14 protein-coding genes and 1 pseudogene are annotated in these 15,997 nt (G+C 58.7%); 12 read left to right on the top strand and 3 right to left on the bottom strand.

The features are described from left to right. The 3 genes and pseudogenes from ACFDSS_RS08500 to trpE all read left to right on the top strand — a co-directional run. Nucleotides 1-213: pseudogene (locus tag ACFDSS_RS08500) on the top strand (hypothetical protein); the annotation flags it as partial. A gap of 64 nt (nucleotides 214-277) precedes the next feature. Next, entirely contained in the window at nucleotides 278-2,116 is a 1,839-nt protein-coding gene (locus tag ACFDSS_RS08495) for a SurA N-terminal domain-containing protein (RefSeq protein WP_375255334.1), read from the top strand. 8 nt (nucleotides 2,117-2,124) lie between these two features. Further along, nucleotides 2,125-3,633: an anthranilate synthase component I gene (gene trpE / locus ACFDSS_RS08490; RefSeq protein WP_375255333.1), complete on the top strand. Its 1,509-nt coding sequence runs from the start codon at nucleotides 2,125-2,127 to the stop codon at nucleotides 3,631-3,633. A 2-nt stretch (nucleotides 3,634-3,635) separates the two neighbouring features. Here trpE and ACFDSS_RS08485 read toward each other — a convergent pair whose 3' ends face one another. Further along, nucleotides 3,636-5,117, bottom strand: coding sequence for a divergent polysaccharide deacetylase family protein (locus ACFDSS_RS08485; protein WP_375255332.1), 1,482 nt, complete (start codon nucleotides 5,115-5,117; stop codon nucleotides 3,636-3,638). 121 nt (nucleotides 5,118-5,238) lie between these two features. On the opposite strand from ACFDSS_RS08485, the gene ACFDSS_RS08480 reads away from it, so the two are divergent. The 7 genes from ACFDSS_RS08480 to lexA all read left to right on the top strand — a co-directional run bounded on the left by ACFDSS_RS08480 (nucleotide 5,239) and on the right by lexA (nucleotide 10,744). Continuing rightward, nucleotides 5,239-5,820: an anthranilate synthase component II gene (locus tag ACFDSS_RS08480; protein WP_375255331.1), complete on the top strand. Its 582-nt coding sequence runs from the start codon at nucleotides 5,239-5,241 to the stop codon at nucleotides 5,818-5,820. Next, on the top strand, nucleotides 5,817-6,833 hold the full coding sequence (gene trpD, locus ACFDSS_RS08475; protein WP_375255330.1) for an anthranilate phosphoribosyltransferase: 1,017 nt from the start codon (nucleotides 5,817-5,819) through the stop codon (nucleotides 6,831-6,833). Before ACFDSS_RS08480 ends, trpD begins: the two co-directional genes overlap by 4 nt. After that, nucleotides 6,833-7,474, top strand: coding sequence for a uracil-DNA glycosylase (locus tag ACFDSS_RS08470; RefSeq protein ID WP_375255335.1), 642 nt, complete (start codon nucleotides 6,833-6,835; stop codon nucleotides 7,472-7,474). The genes trpD and ACFDSS_RS08470 overlap by 1 nt, the downstream gene beginning before the upstream one ends. Next, on the top strand, nucleotides 7,471-8,277 hold the full coding sequence (gene trpC, locus ACFDSS_RS08465; protein ID WP_375255329.1) for an indole-3-glycerol phosphate synthase TrpC: 807 nt from the start codon (nucleotides 7,471-7,473) through the stop codon (nucleotides 8,275-8,277). Before ACFDSS_RS08470 ends, trpC begins: the two co-directional genes overlap by 4 nt. After that, nucleotides 8,277-8,753: a cyclic pyranopterin monophosphate synthase MoaC gene (gene moaC / locus ACFDSS_RS08460; protein ID WP_375255328.1), complete on the top strand. Its 477-nt coding sequence runs from the start codon at nucleotides 8,277-8,279 to the stop codon at nucleotides 8,751-8,753. The genes trpC and moaC overlap by 1 nt, the downstream gene beginning before the upstream one ends. Further along, nucleotides 8,750-9,922: a gephyrin-like molybdotransferase Glp gene (glp, locus tag ACFDSS_RS08455; protein WP_375255327.1), complete on the top strand. Its 1,173-nt coding sequence runs from the start codon at nucleotides 8,750-8,752 to the stop codon at nucleotides 9,920-9,922. The genes moaC and glp overlap by 4 nt, the downstream gene beginning before the upstream one ends. 135 nt (nucleotides 9,923-10,057) lie before the next feature. Beyond that, nucleotides 10,058-10,744 (top strand): transcriptional repressor LexA, encoded by a 687-nt coding sequence (lexA, locus tag ACFDSS_RS08450; RefSeq protein ID WP_375255326.1) that lies wholly within the window; start codon nucleotides 10,058-10,060, stop codon nucleotides 10,742-10,744. Here lexA and ACFDSS_RS08445 read toward each other — a convergent pair. Then, nucleotides 10,741-12,891, bottom strand: a complete 2,151-nt coding sequence (locus ACFDSS_RS08445) for a ComEC/Rec2 family competence protein (RefSeq protein ID WP_375255325.1) — start codon at nucleotides 12,889-12,891, stop codon at nucleotides 10,741-10,743. The two genes, lexA and ACFDSS_RS08445, sit on opposite strands and share 4 nt — an antisense overlap. Before the next feature lie 58 nt (nucleotides 12,892-12,949). Here ACFDSS_RS08445 and gltX point away from each other — a divergent pair, with 58 nt between their 5' ends. Both gltX and ACFDSS_RS08435 read left to right on the top strand, forming a co-directional pair. Then, entirely contained in the window at nucleotides 12,950-14,344 is a 1,395-nt protein-coding gene (gltX, locus tag ACFDSS_RS08440) for a glutamate--tRNA ligase (protein ID WP_375255324.1), read from the top strand. An 85-nt stretch (nucleotides 14,345-14,429) separates the two neighbouring features. Then, the gene (locus ACFDSS_RS08435; protein WP_375255323.1) at nucleotides 14,430-15,725 is read left to right on the top strand and encodes a citrate synthase; all 1,296 of its coding nucleotides are present in this window, start codon (nucleotides 14,430-14,432) and stop codon (nucleotides 15,723-15,725) included. Nucleotides 15,726-15,779: 54 nt separating this feature from the next. Here ACFDSS_RS08435 and ACFDSS_RS08430 read toward each other — a convergent pair. After that, nucleotides 15,780-15,997 (bottom strand): enoyl-CoA hydratase-related protein (locus tag ACFDSS_RS08430; RefSeq protein WP_375255322.1); only part of this gene is annotated, 218 nt, incomplete at its 5' end.

Genomic DNA, 15,997 nt, shown 5'->3' with positions numbered 1-15,997 from the left:
TATTTTGCCTATCTGCGGCATCCCTTTGCGATGTCATCCGCGGATCTTGCACCTCTCCTGGTGAAGGAGGCCGGCGTTTTGCTGCTGCCCGGAACGATGTTTATGCCCGATGATATTCCAGGCGGTGAAAGCCAATTGCGCATCGCTTTTGCCAACATTGACCGCGCTGGCATAACAACCCTCTTCAACAGGCTGTCATCGTTGTCGCTCTGACCCTTGCACACCCCCCGAAGGGCGCTTATTCATGCCGCGATAATCGGGTGGAGCGATCAGGCCAATGGCACAGAAGAACAGCAAACGATACGGTGCATGGATCATTGTCGGCATCCTCCTTCTGGGACTTGCCGGTTTCGGCACAGGCGGTCTCAACGGGACTGTGCGGACGATCGGCACGGTGGGTGACAAAGAGGTTAGCGTAACCTCTTACCAACGCGCCTTGAATGAGCAGATCCGGGCACTTTCTGCCCAGTTCGGCCAGCAGGTCACATTCCAGCAGGCGCAGAGCTTTGGCATCGACAGGGTCGCTTTGAGCCAAGTCGTGCTTCTGCGCACTTTGGACAATGAGGCCGACAATCTCGGCGTTTCCGTCGGTGACGCGCGCGTCTTTGAACGGCTTCAGGCCATTCCCCAATTCCAAGGCGCGGGCGGCTTCAACCGGGACGCCTACCGCGTCGCTTTGCAGCAGTCGGGCCAGACAGCCATCGAATTTGAAAACAGCCTGCGCGAAGAAACATCACGCACGCTGCTTCAGGGCGCTGTGGTCAGCGGATTGCCTGATGCGGCGGCCTATGCCGACACGCTGATCCAGTTCACCAGCGAAACCCGCGCCCTGACTTGGGCAAGTGTGGATGTTGACACGCTCACAGCGCCTGTGCCCGGCGCCACAGATGCGGATCTACGCGCCTTTTACGATGAAAACGCGGATCAATTCACCGCGCCGGAAACCCGCAACATTACCTATACCTGGCTGACCCCGGCGATGATTATCGACAACATGGTGGTTTCCGACGAAGCCGTTGCACAATTGTATCAGGACCGCATCGCGCAATTCGTCCAACCTGAGCGCCGCCTGGTCGAACGTTTGGTCTATTTCGATGAAGCCCGCGCCGCGGATGCCCTTGCACGTGTCAACACCGGGGAGGTGACGTTTGAAGACCTGGTCGCAGAACGCGGTCTGACGCTCAACGATATTGATATGGGTGATGTCGATCAGGATACCTTGGGTCCAGCGGGTGATCCGGTCTTTGCTGCCGTTCCGGGTGATGTCGTTGGTCCTTACAACTCGACACTTGGTCCCGCACTCTTTCGTGTGAACGCGATGCTCGCGGCACAAGAGACAACGCTCGATGACGCGGCGGGCAATTTGCGTGATGAATTAGCCGCACAAGCAGCGCGCGCATATATCAACGACAATGCCGACCCGATTGTTGATCTTATAGCTGGTGGCGCCACAATGGCTGACATTGCTGAGCGCACCGATATGCAGCTCGGCACAATCGCATTTACCGCAGATACGACCGATGGCATCGCCGCCTACGACGCGTTCCGTAGTGAGGCCGCGGCCGTTCAAGAGGGTCAGTTTCCAGAGATTTTTGATCTCTCCGACGGCGGCGTCTTTGCAATGACGCTTGATAGTATCACCCCGCCTACCCTGCGCCCGTTTGAGGATATCCGGGAGGACGTGCGCGCCGCATGGGACGCACAGGCCCGCCAAAACGCGGTGATGGCGCAGGCCCAGGAACTGGCGGAGACAATCCTGCCCTTGACCAGCTTCGACACGCTGGGCCTTGCGCCGCAAAGTGAGACCGCCCTGAGCCGCCGCTCCTTCATTGAAGGCACGCCACCGGACTTCAATACGCAACTATTTGAAATGACCATGGGCGAAACCCGTGTGCTGGATGCCGGAGATCGCGCGATTATCGTGCGTCTCGACGGGATTGCACCGCCTGACCTGTCCGACCCGTCGGTGATTGCCCAACGTGACGCTTTGGCGGAAAATGCGGCAGCCGGGATCGCACAGGACATCTTTGATGCCTATGCCACGACCCTTCAGCAGCAGACAGAGACCCGTATCAACCAAGCGACGATCAACGCGGTCAACGCCCAATTCCAATAGGCTGATTTATGGCGCTTCTGCCCGACTACGACACTTTCGCAGCCCAGTTTGAGGCTGGCGCGAATCAGGCCGTCTATACCCGTATCGCGGCTGATCTGGATACGCCTGTATCACTGATGCTCAAGCTGTCGGGGGCGGGCAAAAACGCTTTCATGCTCGAGAGCGTGACCGGAGGGGAAGTACGCGGGCGTTATTCAATCGTCGGGATGAACCCTGATCTGATCTGGGAATGCCGCGGCACCACATCCCGCGTGAACCGCAATGCGCGGTTTGATGAAACCGCCTATGAGACATTGACCCAAGAACCACTTACCGCCTTGCGTGCGCTCTTGGCGGAAAGTCGGATTGATTTGCCGGTTGATTTGCCTGCCGCCTCTGCGGGACTGTTTGGCTATCTGGGCTATGACATGATCCGATTGGTCGAACATCTGCCCGACGTGAACCCCGACCCGCTTGGCCTGCCCGACGCGATGATGTTACGCCCCTCTGTGGTGGCCGTGCTGGATGGCGTCAAAGGCGACGTGATCCTCGTGTCGCCCGCCTACGTGAATGCGGGCCTGTCCGCACGCGCGGCCTATGCGCAAGCGGCAGAGCGTGTGATCGACGCCCAACGCGCCCTTGAGCGCCCGTTGCCGTCAGAGGCGCGCGCCTTGGCTGATCCAGCGGCAGTCGCGCCACCACAATCGAATTTTGCGCATCAGGCCTATCTGGATGCGGTCGAGACGGCCAAGGACTATATCAAGGCAGGTGATATTTTTCAGGTCGTGCCGTCACAGCGCTGGACGCAGGCTTTCCACGAACCACCCTTCGCGCTTTATCGCTCATTGCGCCGCACCAACCCGTCGCCTTTCATGTTCTTTTTCAATTTCGGCGGTTTTCAGGTAATCGGCGCCAGCCCCGAAATCCTGGTCCGCGTCTTTGGTAAGGAAGTCACCATCCGTCCGATTGCAGGCACCCGCCCCCGTGGGGCAACCCCCGAGGAAGACAACGCAAACGAGGCCGATCTGATGGCCGACCAGAAAGAACTGGCCGAACATCTGATGCTGCTTGATCTGGGCCGCAACGACACTGGTAAGGTCAGCAAGATCGGCACTGTGCGCCCAACCGAGCAATTCATCGTGGAGCGATACAGCCACGTCATGCACATCGTCTCAAACGTGGTGGGTGAATTGGCGGACGACCAAGATGCTCTCAGCGCGTTCTTTGCCGGTATGCCCGCTGGCACCGTGTCAGGTGCGCCAAAGGTCCGCGCGATGGAGATCATCGACGAGCTTGAGCCAGAAAAGCGCGGCGTCTACGGCGGTGGTTGCGGCTATTTTAGCGCAAATGGCGATATGGATATGTGCATCGCGCTGCGTACTGCGGTGCTAAAGGACGAAAAGCTTTATATTCAAGCCGGTGGCGGTGTAGTCTATGACAGCGACCCGGAGGCGGAATACCAGGAAACAGTCCATAAATCGAACGCCATCCGCAAAGCGGCGGCAGATGCGACCATGTTCCGGGGCAGCGGGAACTAGCTTTATTCGGTGATTGTCGGGAGTGAAGACACAGGTGCCTCTGCGTCCGTTGGGTCCGCATCCGCTTCAGTTGCCGGAATAGGTGGAACCAACAAAGCGGAGACAGGCGCAAGCAAGACACCTTCACGTTCTGCGTTCAGCGCCCAGACACTGAGCACTTCCAATGTCAAAGGTTGCAGCCGCCCGACAACAACGACGCCGCCGCTCTGACGTGCGGTAAAGGCCGCCCGATCAAGGGTGCGCGACATCGTATTGACGCTCTCCCCATTCCGGTCCAGGTCCCGCCAAATCTGCGCCACAGGCACAGCGTTGCGTTCAGCCTCGCGCACGAGCGCGCCAAGGCCGCGTTCTTGTGTCACAAAGCCATAGCCATCGTTGGCCAGAATGCTCATGACCTGCTGTGCGGCCTTTCGGTCATTGCGCAGCACCCCTTCGCCGTCACTATAAAGAAAGGCCGCTTCTGGCAGGATCTCCTTCGCGGCGGCATACGCCACCTCAACATCGCTTGGCTGCACACCCAATGGCAAAGGCACTTGCATGGCGATTTCCATGCCCGCCTCGCGGTAGGCCTCAGACCAAAGTGTGGCATCCGCGCGCAAAGCGTCTATCACAATGGTGGATTTGAACCCGCTCTCAAAAACCTGCAGCGGGCCGTTTAGCAGGGAGCCGTCATCAATCAAGACGACGCCAACAATGGGCAAATTGTTCGGATTTTCGAAATTAGCGGCAAAGCCATTCAAAGCAGAGGTTGGTGGCGCGTCAACAATGACCTGTTCGCCTTCGGCGACAACGCCCGGCTCTTGTGTGGATGGCTCATCCTGCTCGAGAATGTTACCGCCACCTATGCCGATCTGGATATCTGTCTCCTCCGTATCGGCCTGGGCTCCGTCGCCTGCATCTAGTGTTGGCGCATCCGTTGCTTCTGGCGTGTCAGGCAAAATCTGCGGCAGCCGGCGCTGAACCAGTCCGCCGTTGTCGTTCGCATCAGCCTGAACACGCACAATCAAGTCGTCAAACTGCGGGCGCGTCGGTGCCTTTGCTATGGCCTGCGGTTTCACTTGCTGCGCTATTTGGGCGGCTGCAGGCACCGTCGCAAGCAAGGGTGCTGCGGGCAAAGCGGGTTGGGCAATGATAGTGGGCGTACTGGAAACAACGCCATCATGCAAACCAACGTCGGGCCAATCGGGTGACGTGCCTGCAGGTGCCGTTCCCATGGCGGGATCAAAACTGGCCATCACGACAGGCGCGACGCTGTTAAGGAGCGGCGATGCTTGGTCTTGCGGCGCGATTGGGACTACAACGCTTGTCGCAACAACGGGCGCAGTACTGGTCGCATTTTGCGCCGCAGCGTCAGGCGCAACGGCTGCTACCTGTATTGCCCAATCGCTGCGATCGGGAATTTCCGTCATGACTGACGCAAAGCTCAGCCCGGATGTGCTGAGCAATAATGCCCAAAGTCCACCTGCAAAACTTGCCCGCAGCATATCAACAACCCCTTGCTTCGACCTTGACGCCCATATGCGTCCTAGCCCATGTATACCCTTGTTATACGCGGCTCTTGCTGGGTTGCGGTAGCCCTTTTTTCTACCTGCGCGGGATTTCACCATGCTGCTTTTGATCGATAACTACGACAGCTTTACCTACAACCTTGTTCACTACCTTGGTGAATTGGGTGCAGATGTTGTTGTAAAGCGCAATGATGCGCTCAATGTCCAAGAAGCTATGGCGATGCGGCCCGAGGCCATTTTACTCTCGCCCGGCCCCTGCGACCCGTCACAGGCCGGTATTTGCCTGTCCTTGGTCCATGCCGCGGCTGAGACTAAAATGCCACTCATGGGTGTCTGCCTTGGTCATCAGGCCATTGGAGAAGCCTTTGGCGGCAAAGTCGTGCGCTGCCATGAGATCGTTCACGGCAAGATGGGTATCATGCATCACACCGGAAAAGGGCTGTTCGCAGGCCTGCCGAGCCCGTTTGACGCCACCCGCTACCATTCGTTGATCGTGGAGCGTGAAACCCTGCCAGATAGCCTTGAGATTACCGCTGAGCTGGAGGACGGCACGATCATGGGCCTGCAGCACCGCGAACTGCCGATCCACGGCGTGCAGTTTCACCCTGAAAGCATCCGGTCAGAGCATGGCCATAAACTCCTGAAGAATTTCCTCGATATGACAAAGGTTCCCGCATGAGCGATGCAATGAAGCCCCTGATCTACGCAGCCTCAGAAGGGCCACTTTCGCGCGCGCAAGCTGAAGAGGCGTTCAATCTGCTTTTTGAAGGGGCGGCGACGCCTGCACAAATTGGCGGTTTCCTGATGGCTTTGCGGGCGCGCGGTGAAGCTGTTTCAGAATATGCTGCCGCCGCGCACGTCATGCGCGCCCACTGCATTCCCGTCAAAGCCCCCGAGGGCGCGATGGATATCGTCGGCACAGGTGGCGACGGCAAACATACGCTCAATATCTCGACGGCGACGGCCTTTGTTGTGGCGGGTGCAGGCGTGCCTGTCGCCAAACATGGCAACCGCAACCTGTCGTCCAAGTCCGGTACGGCAGACGTGCAAGGCGCGCTCGGCATAAATGTGATGGTCGGGCCAGAGGTCGTCGAACAGGCCATCGCTGAGGCAGGCATTGGCTTTATGATGGCCCCGATGCATCACCCAGCGATGAAGCATGTCGGCCCCATTCGCGTTGATTTGGGATCAAAAACGATCTTTAACATACTGGGTCCATTGACTAATCCCGCTGGCGTGAAGCGGCAACTGACTGGTGCTTTTGCCCCAGACCTGATTTTCCCAATGGCCGAAACACTGCAACAGCTTGGCACCGAAAAAGCGTGGTTGGTGCATGGCAGCGATGGCACGGATGAGATTACAATCTGCGGTCCAACGGCCGTGGCAGCCTTGGAAAACGGCAGCGTGACGTCAAAGGAAATCCACCCCGAAGACGCTGGCCTTCCCGTCCATAGTTTCCGTGACATCCTGGGCGGTTCGCCCGAAGAAAACGCCAAAGAGATGATGGCGCTACTTGATGGTGTCAAAGGCGCCTACCGGGATGCTGTGCTGCTCAATGCGGCGGCGGCATTGGTCGTTGCAGACAAAGCCGACACACTGACCGCCGGCGTCGAAATCGCACGCGACAGCATCGACAGCGGCAAGGCAAAGCAAGCGGTGGAAATACTGGCGCGGATCACCTCTGCCGCATGATCTTTGATCTGGCAGGGTTGGAGGGCTGGGACGACCTGCCCTTTTTCGCCGACGATCTGCCGCAACTCGCCGCGCAGGTCGGCGATGATATCTTGCCACCATCCGCCTTGACTTTCGCGGCCCTGCGCAAGTGCAAACCCGCAGACACGCGCGTCATCATATTAGGCCAAGACCCGTATCATACGGCTGGTAAAGCAGATGGACTCGCATTTTCCATCCCTGATGACTTTGGCGGCAGGCTCGATAGTCTTGGAAATATCTTCAAGGAAATTCAGACGGATACGGGCAAAACACGCACCAAGACGGGTCTCGTAGACTGGGCCGATCAAGGGGTGTTGCTGCTGAACACCGCCCTGACCGTTGCGCCGGGCAAGCCCAAAGCACACAGCAAACTGGGGTGGTCTGCACTGGTCCATCAAGTGCTTGCGCGGCTCAACGACCGCCCGCGGGCCTTCATCCTTTGGGGTGGTCCGGCGCAAGCCTTTGCGCCGCGATTGGCAGCGCATCACCTGATCCACACGTCCGCACACCCGTCCCCGCTTTCTGCCCATCGCGGGTTTTTTGGATCGCGCCCATTTTCAAAGGTGAACCACTGGCTTATTGAACAGGGCCAAGAGCCAATCAACTGGGCGGACCCATGAGCGATATTCTGCAAAAGATCAAAACCTACAAACTGCAAGAGGTCGCCGCCCGCAAAGCCGCCGTGCCAGTGTCCGAAGTGGAGGCCCGCGCCAAAGACGCACCCGCAACACGCGGTTTCGCCGCAAAACTGTCCGACGCCACCCGCGAAGGCTATGGCTTGATCGCAGAGATCAAGAAAGCCAGCCCGTCGAAGGGATTGATCCGTGCCGATTTCGACCCGCCCGCGCTGGCACAAGCCTATGCCACTGGCGGGGCCACCTGCCTATCCGTCCTGACCGACGGCCCCTCCTTCCAAGGCGACGACAGTTACCTGACCGCCGCCCGCGCTGCCGTTGATCTGCCCGCGCTGCGCAAAGACTTCATGTACGACACATATCAAGTGATCGAAGCCCGCGCGCTGCACGCCGATTGCATCCTCATCATTCTGGCCAGCGTCAGCGATGCCCAGGCCCAGGAATTGGAGGAAGCTGCCATCGCATGGGGCATGGACGTACTGCTTGAAGTCCATGATGCCGCGGAACTGGAGCGGGCCTGCCTGCTCAAATCCCCGCTCATGGGGATCAACAACCGCAACCTCAAGACCTTTGAAACGACATTGGATACCACGCGGGCTCTCTCCAAAATGGTGCCCTCTGACCGAATGATCGTCTGCGAAAGTGGGCTGAACACGCCGGCAGAGCTGGCCGACATGGCCCGCTATGGCGCCCGCACCTTCCTGATCGGAGAAAGCCTGATGCGACAGGACGATGTGGAATCGGCCACCCGGGCCCTGCTTGCCAATCCCGCAAGAGGTGGCATGTGATGGCAGGCTTGTCCCACTTCGATGCCGACGGTCAGGCGCATATGGTCGATGTCTCTGACAAGCCCGTCACGGCGCGAACCGCCATCGCCGAGGGCTACATCAAGATGTCAACTGACACGCTGGCCTTGATTGCCGAAGGTCGTGCCGAAAAGGGCGATGTGCTGGGGATCGCGCGGATTGCTGGCATCACGGGCGCGAAGAAGACGGCGGATCTGATCCCGCTTTGCCACCCGCTGCCGATCACAAAAGTTGCCCTTGATTTGGTCATAGACCCGCAGTTGCCCGGCGTGCGCATCACCGCGACCGTGAAAACTGGCGGACAAACGGGGGTCGAAATGGAAGCGCTCACCGCTGTCAGCACAGCGGCACTTACGGTCTATGACATGGTAAAGGCGGTCCAAAAGGACATGAAAATCGGCGGCGTGCGGCTGACGTTCAAAGACGGTGGAAAATCCGGCAGGTTCACGAACCCATGATCTCTGTTGATGCGGCGCTGGCGAAACTTTTTGCATTGGTGCAACCATTGCCATCTGAAATCGTCCCACTGCGCCAAGCCAATGGCCGGGTTCTCGCGGCTAATGTGACTGCGCTGCGCGATCAACCACCATTTGCCGCCTCAGCAATGGATGGCTATGCGGTCAAAGGGGCCACGATTGGCCCCGGCAAGACCTACAAGGTGATCGGAGAAGCCGCCGCGGGCCATCGCTGGACCGGCACCGTCGGCGCGGATCAGGCACTGCGTATCTTTACCGGCGCGCCCCTGCCGCGCGGCACCGATCACGTTGTCATACAGGAAAACGTGGCGCGTATCGGCGATGACATCACCCTCAACGACGACGCCAATGACACCGCTTATGTCCGCCCCGCCGGTGCCGACTTCAAAGCGGGTGACACCTTCAAAGCGCCGCGCCTCCTGCGCCCGTCCGACATCGCTCTTTTGGCCGCCATGAACATCCCCCAGGTTTCCGTCGCGCGGCGCCCGAATGTGGCGATCATCGCGACTGGGGATGAGTTGGTCCAACCGGGAGAAAGACCCGCAGACGACCAGATTATCGCCTCCAACAGCTACGGTCTTGCGGCATTGGTGAAAGACCTCGGGGCCGAGGCACGGCTGCTGCCGATAGCGCGCGATACGGTCCCGTCACTGGAGCTTGCGTTCGATTTGGCCGCCGATGCAGACCTCATTGTGACAATCGGCGGCGCCTCTGTGGGCGATCACGACTTGGTGGGTCAGGTCGCGCAAGACAAAGGCATGGCGCGGTCCTTTTACAAAGTTGCCATGCGGCCGGGAAAACCGCTGATGGCCGGAAAACTTGGGCAAGCGGCAATGATCGGACTTCCCGGTAACCCGGTTTCCGCAATGGTCTGCGGGCATGTCTTTCTCGCACCCGTCATTCGCAAAATGCTGGGTCAAGGCGCAGCCCCCGCGCCGCGCCAAACAGCCCCACTTGCCGCACCCATCACCGCCAACGGGCCGCGCGAACACTATATGCGCGCGCGATTGGACGCAGACGGCGTGACCGTCTTTGGCCGTCAGGACAGTGCTCTCCTTACTGTTCTGGCTGACGCCAACTGCCTCGCCCTGCGCCCAATCCACGATCCCGCGCGCAACGCGGGCGATCTGGTCGAGATCATCCGCCTTTAGCCCGCCGGCCTACTTCTTAATCCCAGATAAACTTCCGCCGGAGGCATCAATGACGGCCGCAACGCGCATCAGCACAGTTGACACAAAACAAGAACATGCATAGAACATATGCAAAACGTCATAACGGAGCCGGATATGCTCACGAACAAACAACGCGATCTTTTGAACTTCATTCACCAGCGTGTGCAGCGCGACGGGGTGCCGCCCAGTTTCGATGAAATGAAGGAAGCGCTGGACCTGCGATCAAAGTCCGGCATTCACCGTCTGATAACAGCGCTGGAAGAACGGGGGTTCATCCGCCGTCTGGCGCATCGCGCGCGCGCGCTTGAGATTGTCAAACTGCCCGACGCAATGCAGATCAAAACAGGGTTTACCCCTCGTGTCATCGACGGCGACAAGCCTGACAGCACGCCTGCGACGGCCATGCCGGTTGATAACGGCGCGGTTGAATTACCGATGATGGGCCGCATCGCTGCCGGTGTCCCGATTGAGGCGATCAGCGAAGCGTCGCGCAATGTCTCGGTCCCGCAGTCCATGCTCGGGGCTGGCGATCACTATGCGCTGGAAGTGAAGGGCGATTCGATGATTGACGCCGGAATCAACGATGGCGACGTCGTCGTGATCCGCGAAACCACGGTGGCCGACAATGGCGATATCGTTGTTGCCCTTGTCGAAGGGCATGAGGCGACGCTGAAGCGGTTCCGTCGCAACGGTGGCTCCATCGCGCTGGAAGCTGCAAACCCCGCTTATGAAACACGCGTGTTCCGCGACGATCAGGTCAAAGTGCAAGGGCGGCTGGTTGGTTTGATCCGAACGTATTAGGGGTCTCTCATATCTGATAATCGGGTCGCTTCGGCGGCCCTTTTTATCGGATCGCGCGACAGGATAATCGGCTCCCCCCGTGGCCCTTGGCGCGCATTCCAAGGGCGCGCGCCGGCTATGAAATGCGCCGTTACGATTTCCAGATCTCCTTCCGGATTGACATCTACCGCGAGCGATCCTGTCTCTCGCAAGGCGGACACGTCATAGACCAAACAAGGACGGCGCTGACCGTCGGCCTGATTCAGGATCAGGACATCCGCTCCGCCGCAGCCACGCAAGGCAGCCAGCGCCGTCTTGCCCGAAACCTGCATGACGCGCCAATCCGCCAAATCCGCGGCGGACCACCTTTGCCCTCGCGCCAGGCCAGCCCGGTCCGCTGCAATCACTTGCTCCACTGGCCAACCATCATTCTCGAGCCATATGCCCGCAACAAACCCGGCGCCGCGCGGCCTTGAAAGGACCCGCCCCTGCGGCGTTTGCAATCCCATCAAGCTGCCGGTGTCCGCGATGAGCAATTGCGGGCGTGTTGCCCCGCTCCATAAAAGAAAAGCAGCGCCTACGGCTGCCACTCCCGCAAGACGCGCCCTGCCTTTGATGAGAACGGCCCAGATCAACCCCAATGCCAACAGCGGCACAACCCACGTGCCCGGAGCCACAACAAAACGCAACGCCCCGTCCCAGCCGGCCACCTCATCCGCCACGAACAATATCCAGCGCAGCCCCTGCCCCATGACCCACAATCCGGCATCCCAAAATCCAAACGGCGCAAGGCATATCGCCAAGACAGCCGCGGGCATGACAAGCAAACCCATCAGTGGCACACTCAGCAGGTTTGCAATCAACCCGTAGTGGGCGATCTGGTTGAAGGCAGCTGCGGCAAAAGGCGCCGTGGCCAAGCCCGCAACCAACGATGACAACACGACCGACCAGATCGGGCGCGACCATTTGGGCAGGCGGCTCAGGTCAAGTTTGCGAAGCCCCGCAAAGGCGGCGACCAATGCGGTTGTGGCGGCAAATGACATCTGAAAACCCGGCCCCATCAAAGCCTCCGGGTTCCGGATCAGCACCAGCGTCGCCGCAATCGCGACGGCCCGCAATGTAAAAGCGCGCCGGTCCAGCAGCACCGCGACCAACACGGCCGTCACCATAATGAAAGCCCGCTCTGTCGCGACATTGCTTCCTGACAGAAGCAAATATAGCAAACCGGCTATCAAAGCGCAGATGGCTGCAATTTTCTTGCTTGGCCAGCGTAAGGCCAGCGCTGGAACCAAGGCCAAGCCATAGCGCACAGTCGCGAAGACAAAGCCCGTCAAAAGCCCCATATGCAACCCCGATATTGCAAGCAGATGTGCCAGATTTGCGGCACGCAAGTCGGCCAGGACCGGTTGTCGCAATCCCGATCTGTCGCCAGTAATGATCGCGGCAGCCACACCGCCCGCATCACCCGGCAGGGCCTCTTGCACGGCTTCTGATAGAGCCATGCGCCATGAAAATAGGCGGGTTGCAAAGGTGATGGAGGCAGGCTCCGCCCAACGCAGAACAGGCGCGCGCGTGTAGCCCACCGCCCCCAATCGCTGAAACCAAGCGTGCCGCTGGAAATTAAAGCCGCCCGGTTCCGCAGGCCCCGCTGGAGGCGACAGAAACCCAGTCATCATCAGCGTATCACCCGGTTGAAACCTCTCAATCACCTGTTCGGCATGCAGCGACACGCGGACCCGCGCCGGTGTCCGCTCAGGCGACATACGCGCCAGCACCACCTGATCCAGCGTCATCCGCACGGCATCGCTTGATGACCGGTCAAGGCCAATCAACCGCCCCTGGATCGGGCCATAGTAGCGATAACTCAGGACGGGCTCAGCCACGCTGACCACGCGGTATTTGGCAAGTCCTGCACCTGTCAAAACCAACATCGCCGCAAGGAACAGAGGCGCAAATCCCGCGGACACCAACCGCGCGGCAGCCAGAAACAACAGCGAAGCCAACACACCCAGCACCACCTCGACGCCTCCCGGCTCATAACCAAGCGAGAAATAAAGCCCGATCCCGATCCCAAGACATACTGGCACCCAGCAAAACATTTGGTCGCGCTGGGCCATCACTGCGTTTTCAAGCCCGTCGCGCACTTGTCCTTCACCCCGCAGTCTCATATTGCCTTTATCAATCCGGAAGTTACCGGAAAGCTGGTTAGCAAAAGGTTAATGTCCCATGTCTGTTGTCACGCGCTTCGCCCCTTCGCCAACTGGCGCCCTGCACATTGGCGGCGCACGCACAGCTTTGTTTAACTGGCTTTATGCCCGAGGTCGGGGCGGAAAATTTCTGCTGCGGATCGAAGACACCGACAAGGCACGCTCGACCGAAGCAAACCGTCAAGCAATCCTTGACGGGTTGACCTGGCTTGGACTTGACTGGGATGGCGCGCCCGCCAGTCAGGCGGCCAATGCTGCGCGCCATGCAGAGGTCGCCTATGAACTGCTGGCTGCGGGCAAAGCCTACAAGTGTTTCAGCACCTCCGATGAAATCGAAGCCTTCCGTGAAAAGGCGCGCGCAGAGAAGACCTCGACGCTGTTCCGCTCGCCCTGGCGTGATGTGTCTGAGGCAAGCCACCCCAATGCGCCCTTTGTGGTGCGCATCAAGGCCCCGCGCGACGGCCAGACGACGTTGCATGATGCGGTGCAGGGCGATGTCACCTGGTCAAATGACCAACTCGACGACATGATATTGCTGCGCTCCGACGGATCTGCTGTCTATATGTTGGCGGTCGTGGTCGATGACCATGATATGGGCGTGACCCATGTGATCCGCGGCGACGACCACCTTGCCAACGCATTTCGGCAGAACCTGATTTATGAGGCGATGGGCTGGGATAAGCCGACACTGGCGCATATTCCGCTAATTTTCGGGCCTGACGGCAAAAAATTGTCGAAACGTCACGGTGCGACCGGAGCGCAAGAATATCAGGCTTTGGGCTATCCTGCTGCGGGTATGCGTAACTATCTGACCCGTCTGGGCTGGAGCCACGGCGATGATGAGTTTTTCAGCGATGCCAAGGCGCGTGAATGGTTCGATCTGGGCGGCATTGGCAAATCGCCAGCGCGGTTCGACTTCAAAAAACTGGAAAATATCTGTGGCCAGCATATCGCGGTGGCCGATGATGCTGCACTGCATCAAGAATTGCAGGCATTTCTTGTCGCCACGGGTCAACCTGCTCTGACTGACGCACAAAGCGAAGGAATTATGAGTGCCATGTACTGTCTGAAAGAACGCGCAAAGACATTCCCGGAACTCATTGATAAAGCGGCATTTATACTCAACGCGCGACCAATCGTCCCGGATGAGAAATCTGCGACACTTTTGACTGATGTATCCCGTGGTATACTGAAGGAATTGACGCCGCAGCTGCAAAATGCTAGCTGGTCCCGTGACAGCCTTGAGGGGATTGTTGCATCCACTGCCGAAGCTCATGACATGAAACTAGGCAAATTGGCGGGGCCGCTGCGGGCGGCGCTGGCAGGGCGCGCGGTCTCTCCAAGCATGTTCGATATGATGCTTGTGCTTGGGCGTGATGAAACCATCGCCCGCCTGCAGGATGCAAGCACCTGACACCATTCCTGTATCGGGATGGGTTGCAGGAAACCAACACCGCCCCTGCACCCTTCCAGGGCGCAGGTCAAAAAGGGGAAATGATATGGCCGAGAATACTGACACCGCAAAGCTGACGCTCAAGGGCAAAACATATGACCTGCCCGTGCATTCCCCAACCGGTGGCCCTGATGTCATCGATATCCGCAAGCTTTATGGGCAGGCGGATGTCTTTACCTACGATCCTGGTTTTACCTCCACCGCCGCCTGTGACAGCACCATCACATTCATCGACGGCGAAGAGGGCATCCTTTTGCACCGCGGCTACCCGATCGACCAGTTGGCAGGAAAATCGCACTATCTGGAAGTTTGCTATCTGCTGCTTTACGGGGAATTGCCCGCTGCGACGGAGCTGGAAAAATTCGAATCTCTCGTGACCAATCACACGATGATCCATGAGCAGATGCATAACTTCTTCCGCGGTTTTCGCCGCGACGCACACCCGATGGCCACGATGGTGGGTGTTGTCGGTGCGATGTCAGCGTTCTACCACGACAGCACTGATATTGCGGACCCGCACCAGCGCGAAGTTGCCACGATCCGGCTGATCGCGAAAATGCCAACGGTTGCGGCGATGGCCTATAAGTATTCGATCGGTCAGCCGTTTGTATATCCGCGCAATGATCTCGATTATGCGGCGAACTTCCTGCACATGTGTTTTGCCGTGCCTGCGCAAGAATACCACGTGAACCCGATCCTATCGCGTGCAATGGACCGTATTTTTACGCTTCACGCCGATCATGAACAAAACGCCTCAACATCGACAGTGCGTCTGGCGTCCTCGTCCGGGGCCAACCCGTTCGCTTGTATCGCGGCGGGGATTGCCTGTCTCTGGGGTCCGGCACATGGCGGTGCGAACCAGGCCTGCCTTGAGATGCTCAAGGAAATCGGCACCGTTGACCGCATTCCTGAATTTATCGCCCGCGCCAAGGATAAGAACGACCCATACCGGCTGATGGGCTTTGGCCACCGTGTTTACAAAAACTTCGATCCACGGGCGACCGTGATGAAGGAAAGTGCGGATGAAGTGCTTGAACTGCTCGGGATTGAAAACAACCCGGTCTTGCAGGTCGCAAAAGAACTTGAGCGTCAGGCGTTGGACGATCCGTATTTTGCAGATAAGAAGCTGTTCCCGAATGTGGACTTCTATTCTGGCATCATCCTTGAGGCGATGGGATTCCCGACCTCAATGTTTACGCCGATCTTTGCATTGGCGCGGACCGTTGGCTGGATTTCACAGTGGTCCGAGCAATTGGCTGATCCGCAGCTCAAAATCGGGCGTCCACGTCAGTTGTATCTGGGTGAGATGCAGCGGGACTACGTGGACATCGAAAAGCGCTAAGACACCAAAGGCCGCCCTGGAGGCGGCCTTTTTAGTTTCTGTGCCCATGCTCCCCTATCGACCTTCGTAGACTGCTTTTCTCTTTTCCAGAAATGCGACAACGCCCTCCTGGAAATCGCGTGTCTTGCCACATGCACCTTGCAGTTTCGCTTCCAGAGCCAGTTGCGCGTCCAGTGAATTCTCAAATGAGCCGCGAATAGCCGCCTTCAGTTCACGATAAGCCACCGTTGGCCCCTGCGCCAAATGCGCGGCACGCGTATTCACATGGTCAT

The organism is Yoonia sp. (genome assembly GCF_042093035.1).
Lineage (GTDB): Bacteria > Pseudomonadota > Alphaproteobacteria > Rhodobacterales > Rhodobacteraceae > Yoonia.
The sequence above is the reverse complement of the archived record's forward strand: the minus strand, read 5'-3'. Positions and strand labels throughout refer to the sequence as shown.

What these genes read in the sequence shown, in the direction of transcription:
- trpD (WP_375255330.1), top strand. Translation starts at nt 5,817, where the DNA reads ATGAGCGATGCAATGAAGCCCCTGATCTACGCAGCCTCAGAAGGGCCA.
- lexA (WP_375255326.1), top strand. Translation starts at nt 10,058, where the DNA reads ATGCTCACGAACAAACAACGCGATCTTTTGAACTTCATTCACCAGCGT.
- trpC (WP_375255329.1), top strand. Translation starts at nt 7,471, where the DNA reads ATGAGCGATATTCTGCAAAAGATCAAAACCTACAAACTGCAAGAGGTC.
- ACFDSS_RS08480 (WP_375255331.1), top strand. Translation starts at nt 5,239, where the DNA reads ATGCTGCTTTTGATCGATAACTACGACAGCTTTACCTACAACCTTGTT.
- ACFDSS_RS08435 (WP_375255323.1), top strand. Translation starts at nt 14,430, where the DNA reads ATGGCCGAGAATACTGACACCGCAAAGCTGACGCTCAAGGGCAAAACA.
- ACFDSS_RS08485 (WP_375255332.1), bottom strand. Translation starts at nt 5,117, where the DNA reads ATGCTGCGGGCAAGTTTTGCAGGTGGACTTTGGGCATTATTGCTCAGC.
- gltX (WP_375255324.1), top strand. Translation starts at nt 12,950, where the DNA reads ATGTCTGTTGTCACGCGCTTCGCCCCTTCGCCAACTGGCGCCCTGCAC.
- ACFDSS_RS08495 (WP_375255334.1), top strand. Translation starts at nt 278, where the DNA reads ATGGCACAGAAGAACAGCAAACGATACGGTGCATGGATCATTGTCGGC.
- trpE (WP_375255333.1), top strand. Translation starts at nt 2,125, where the DNA reads ATGGCGCTTCTGCCCGACTACGACACTTTCGCAGCCCAGTTTGAGGCT.
- moaC (WP_375255328.1), top strand. Translation starts at nt 8,277, where the DNA reads ATGGCAGGCTTGTCCCACTTCGATGCCGACGGTCAGGCGCATATGGTC.
- glp (WP_375255327.1), top strand. Translation starts at nt 8,750, where the DNA reads ATGATCTCTGTTGATGCGGCGCTGGCGAAACTTTTTGCATTGGTGCAA.
- ACFDSS_RS08445 (WP_375255325.1), bottom strand. Translation starts at nt 12,891, where the DNA reads ATGAGACTGCGGGGTGAAGGACAAGTGCGCGACGGGCTTGAAAACGCA.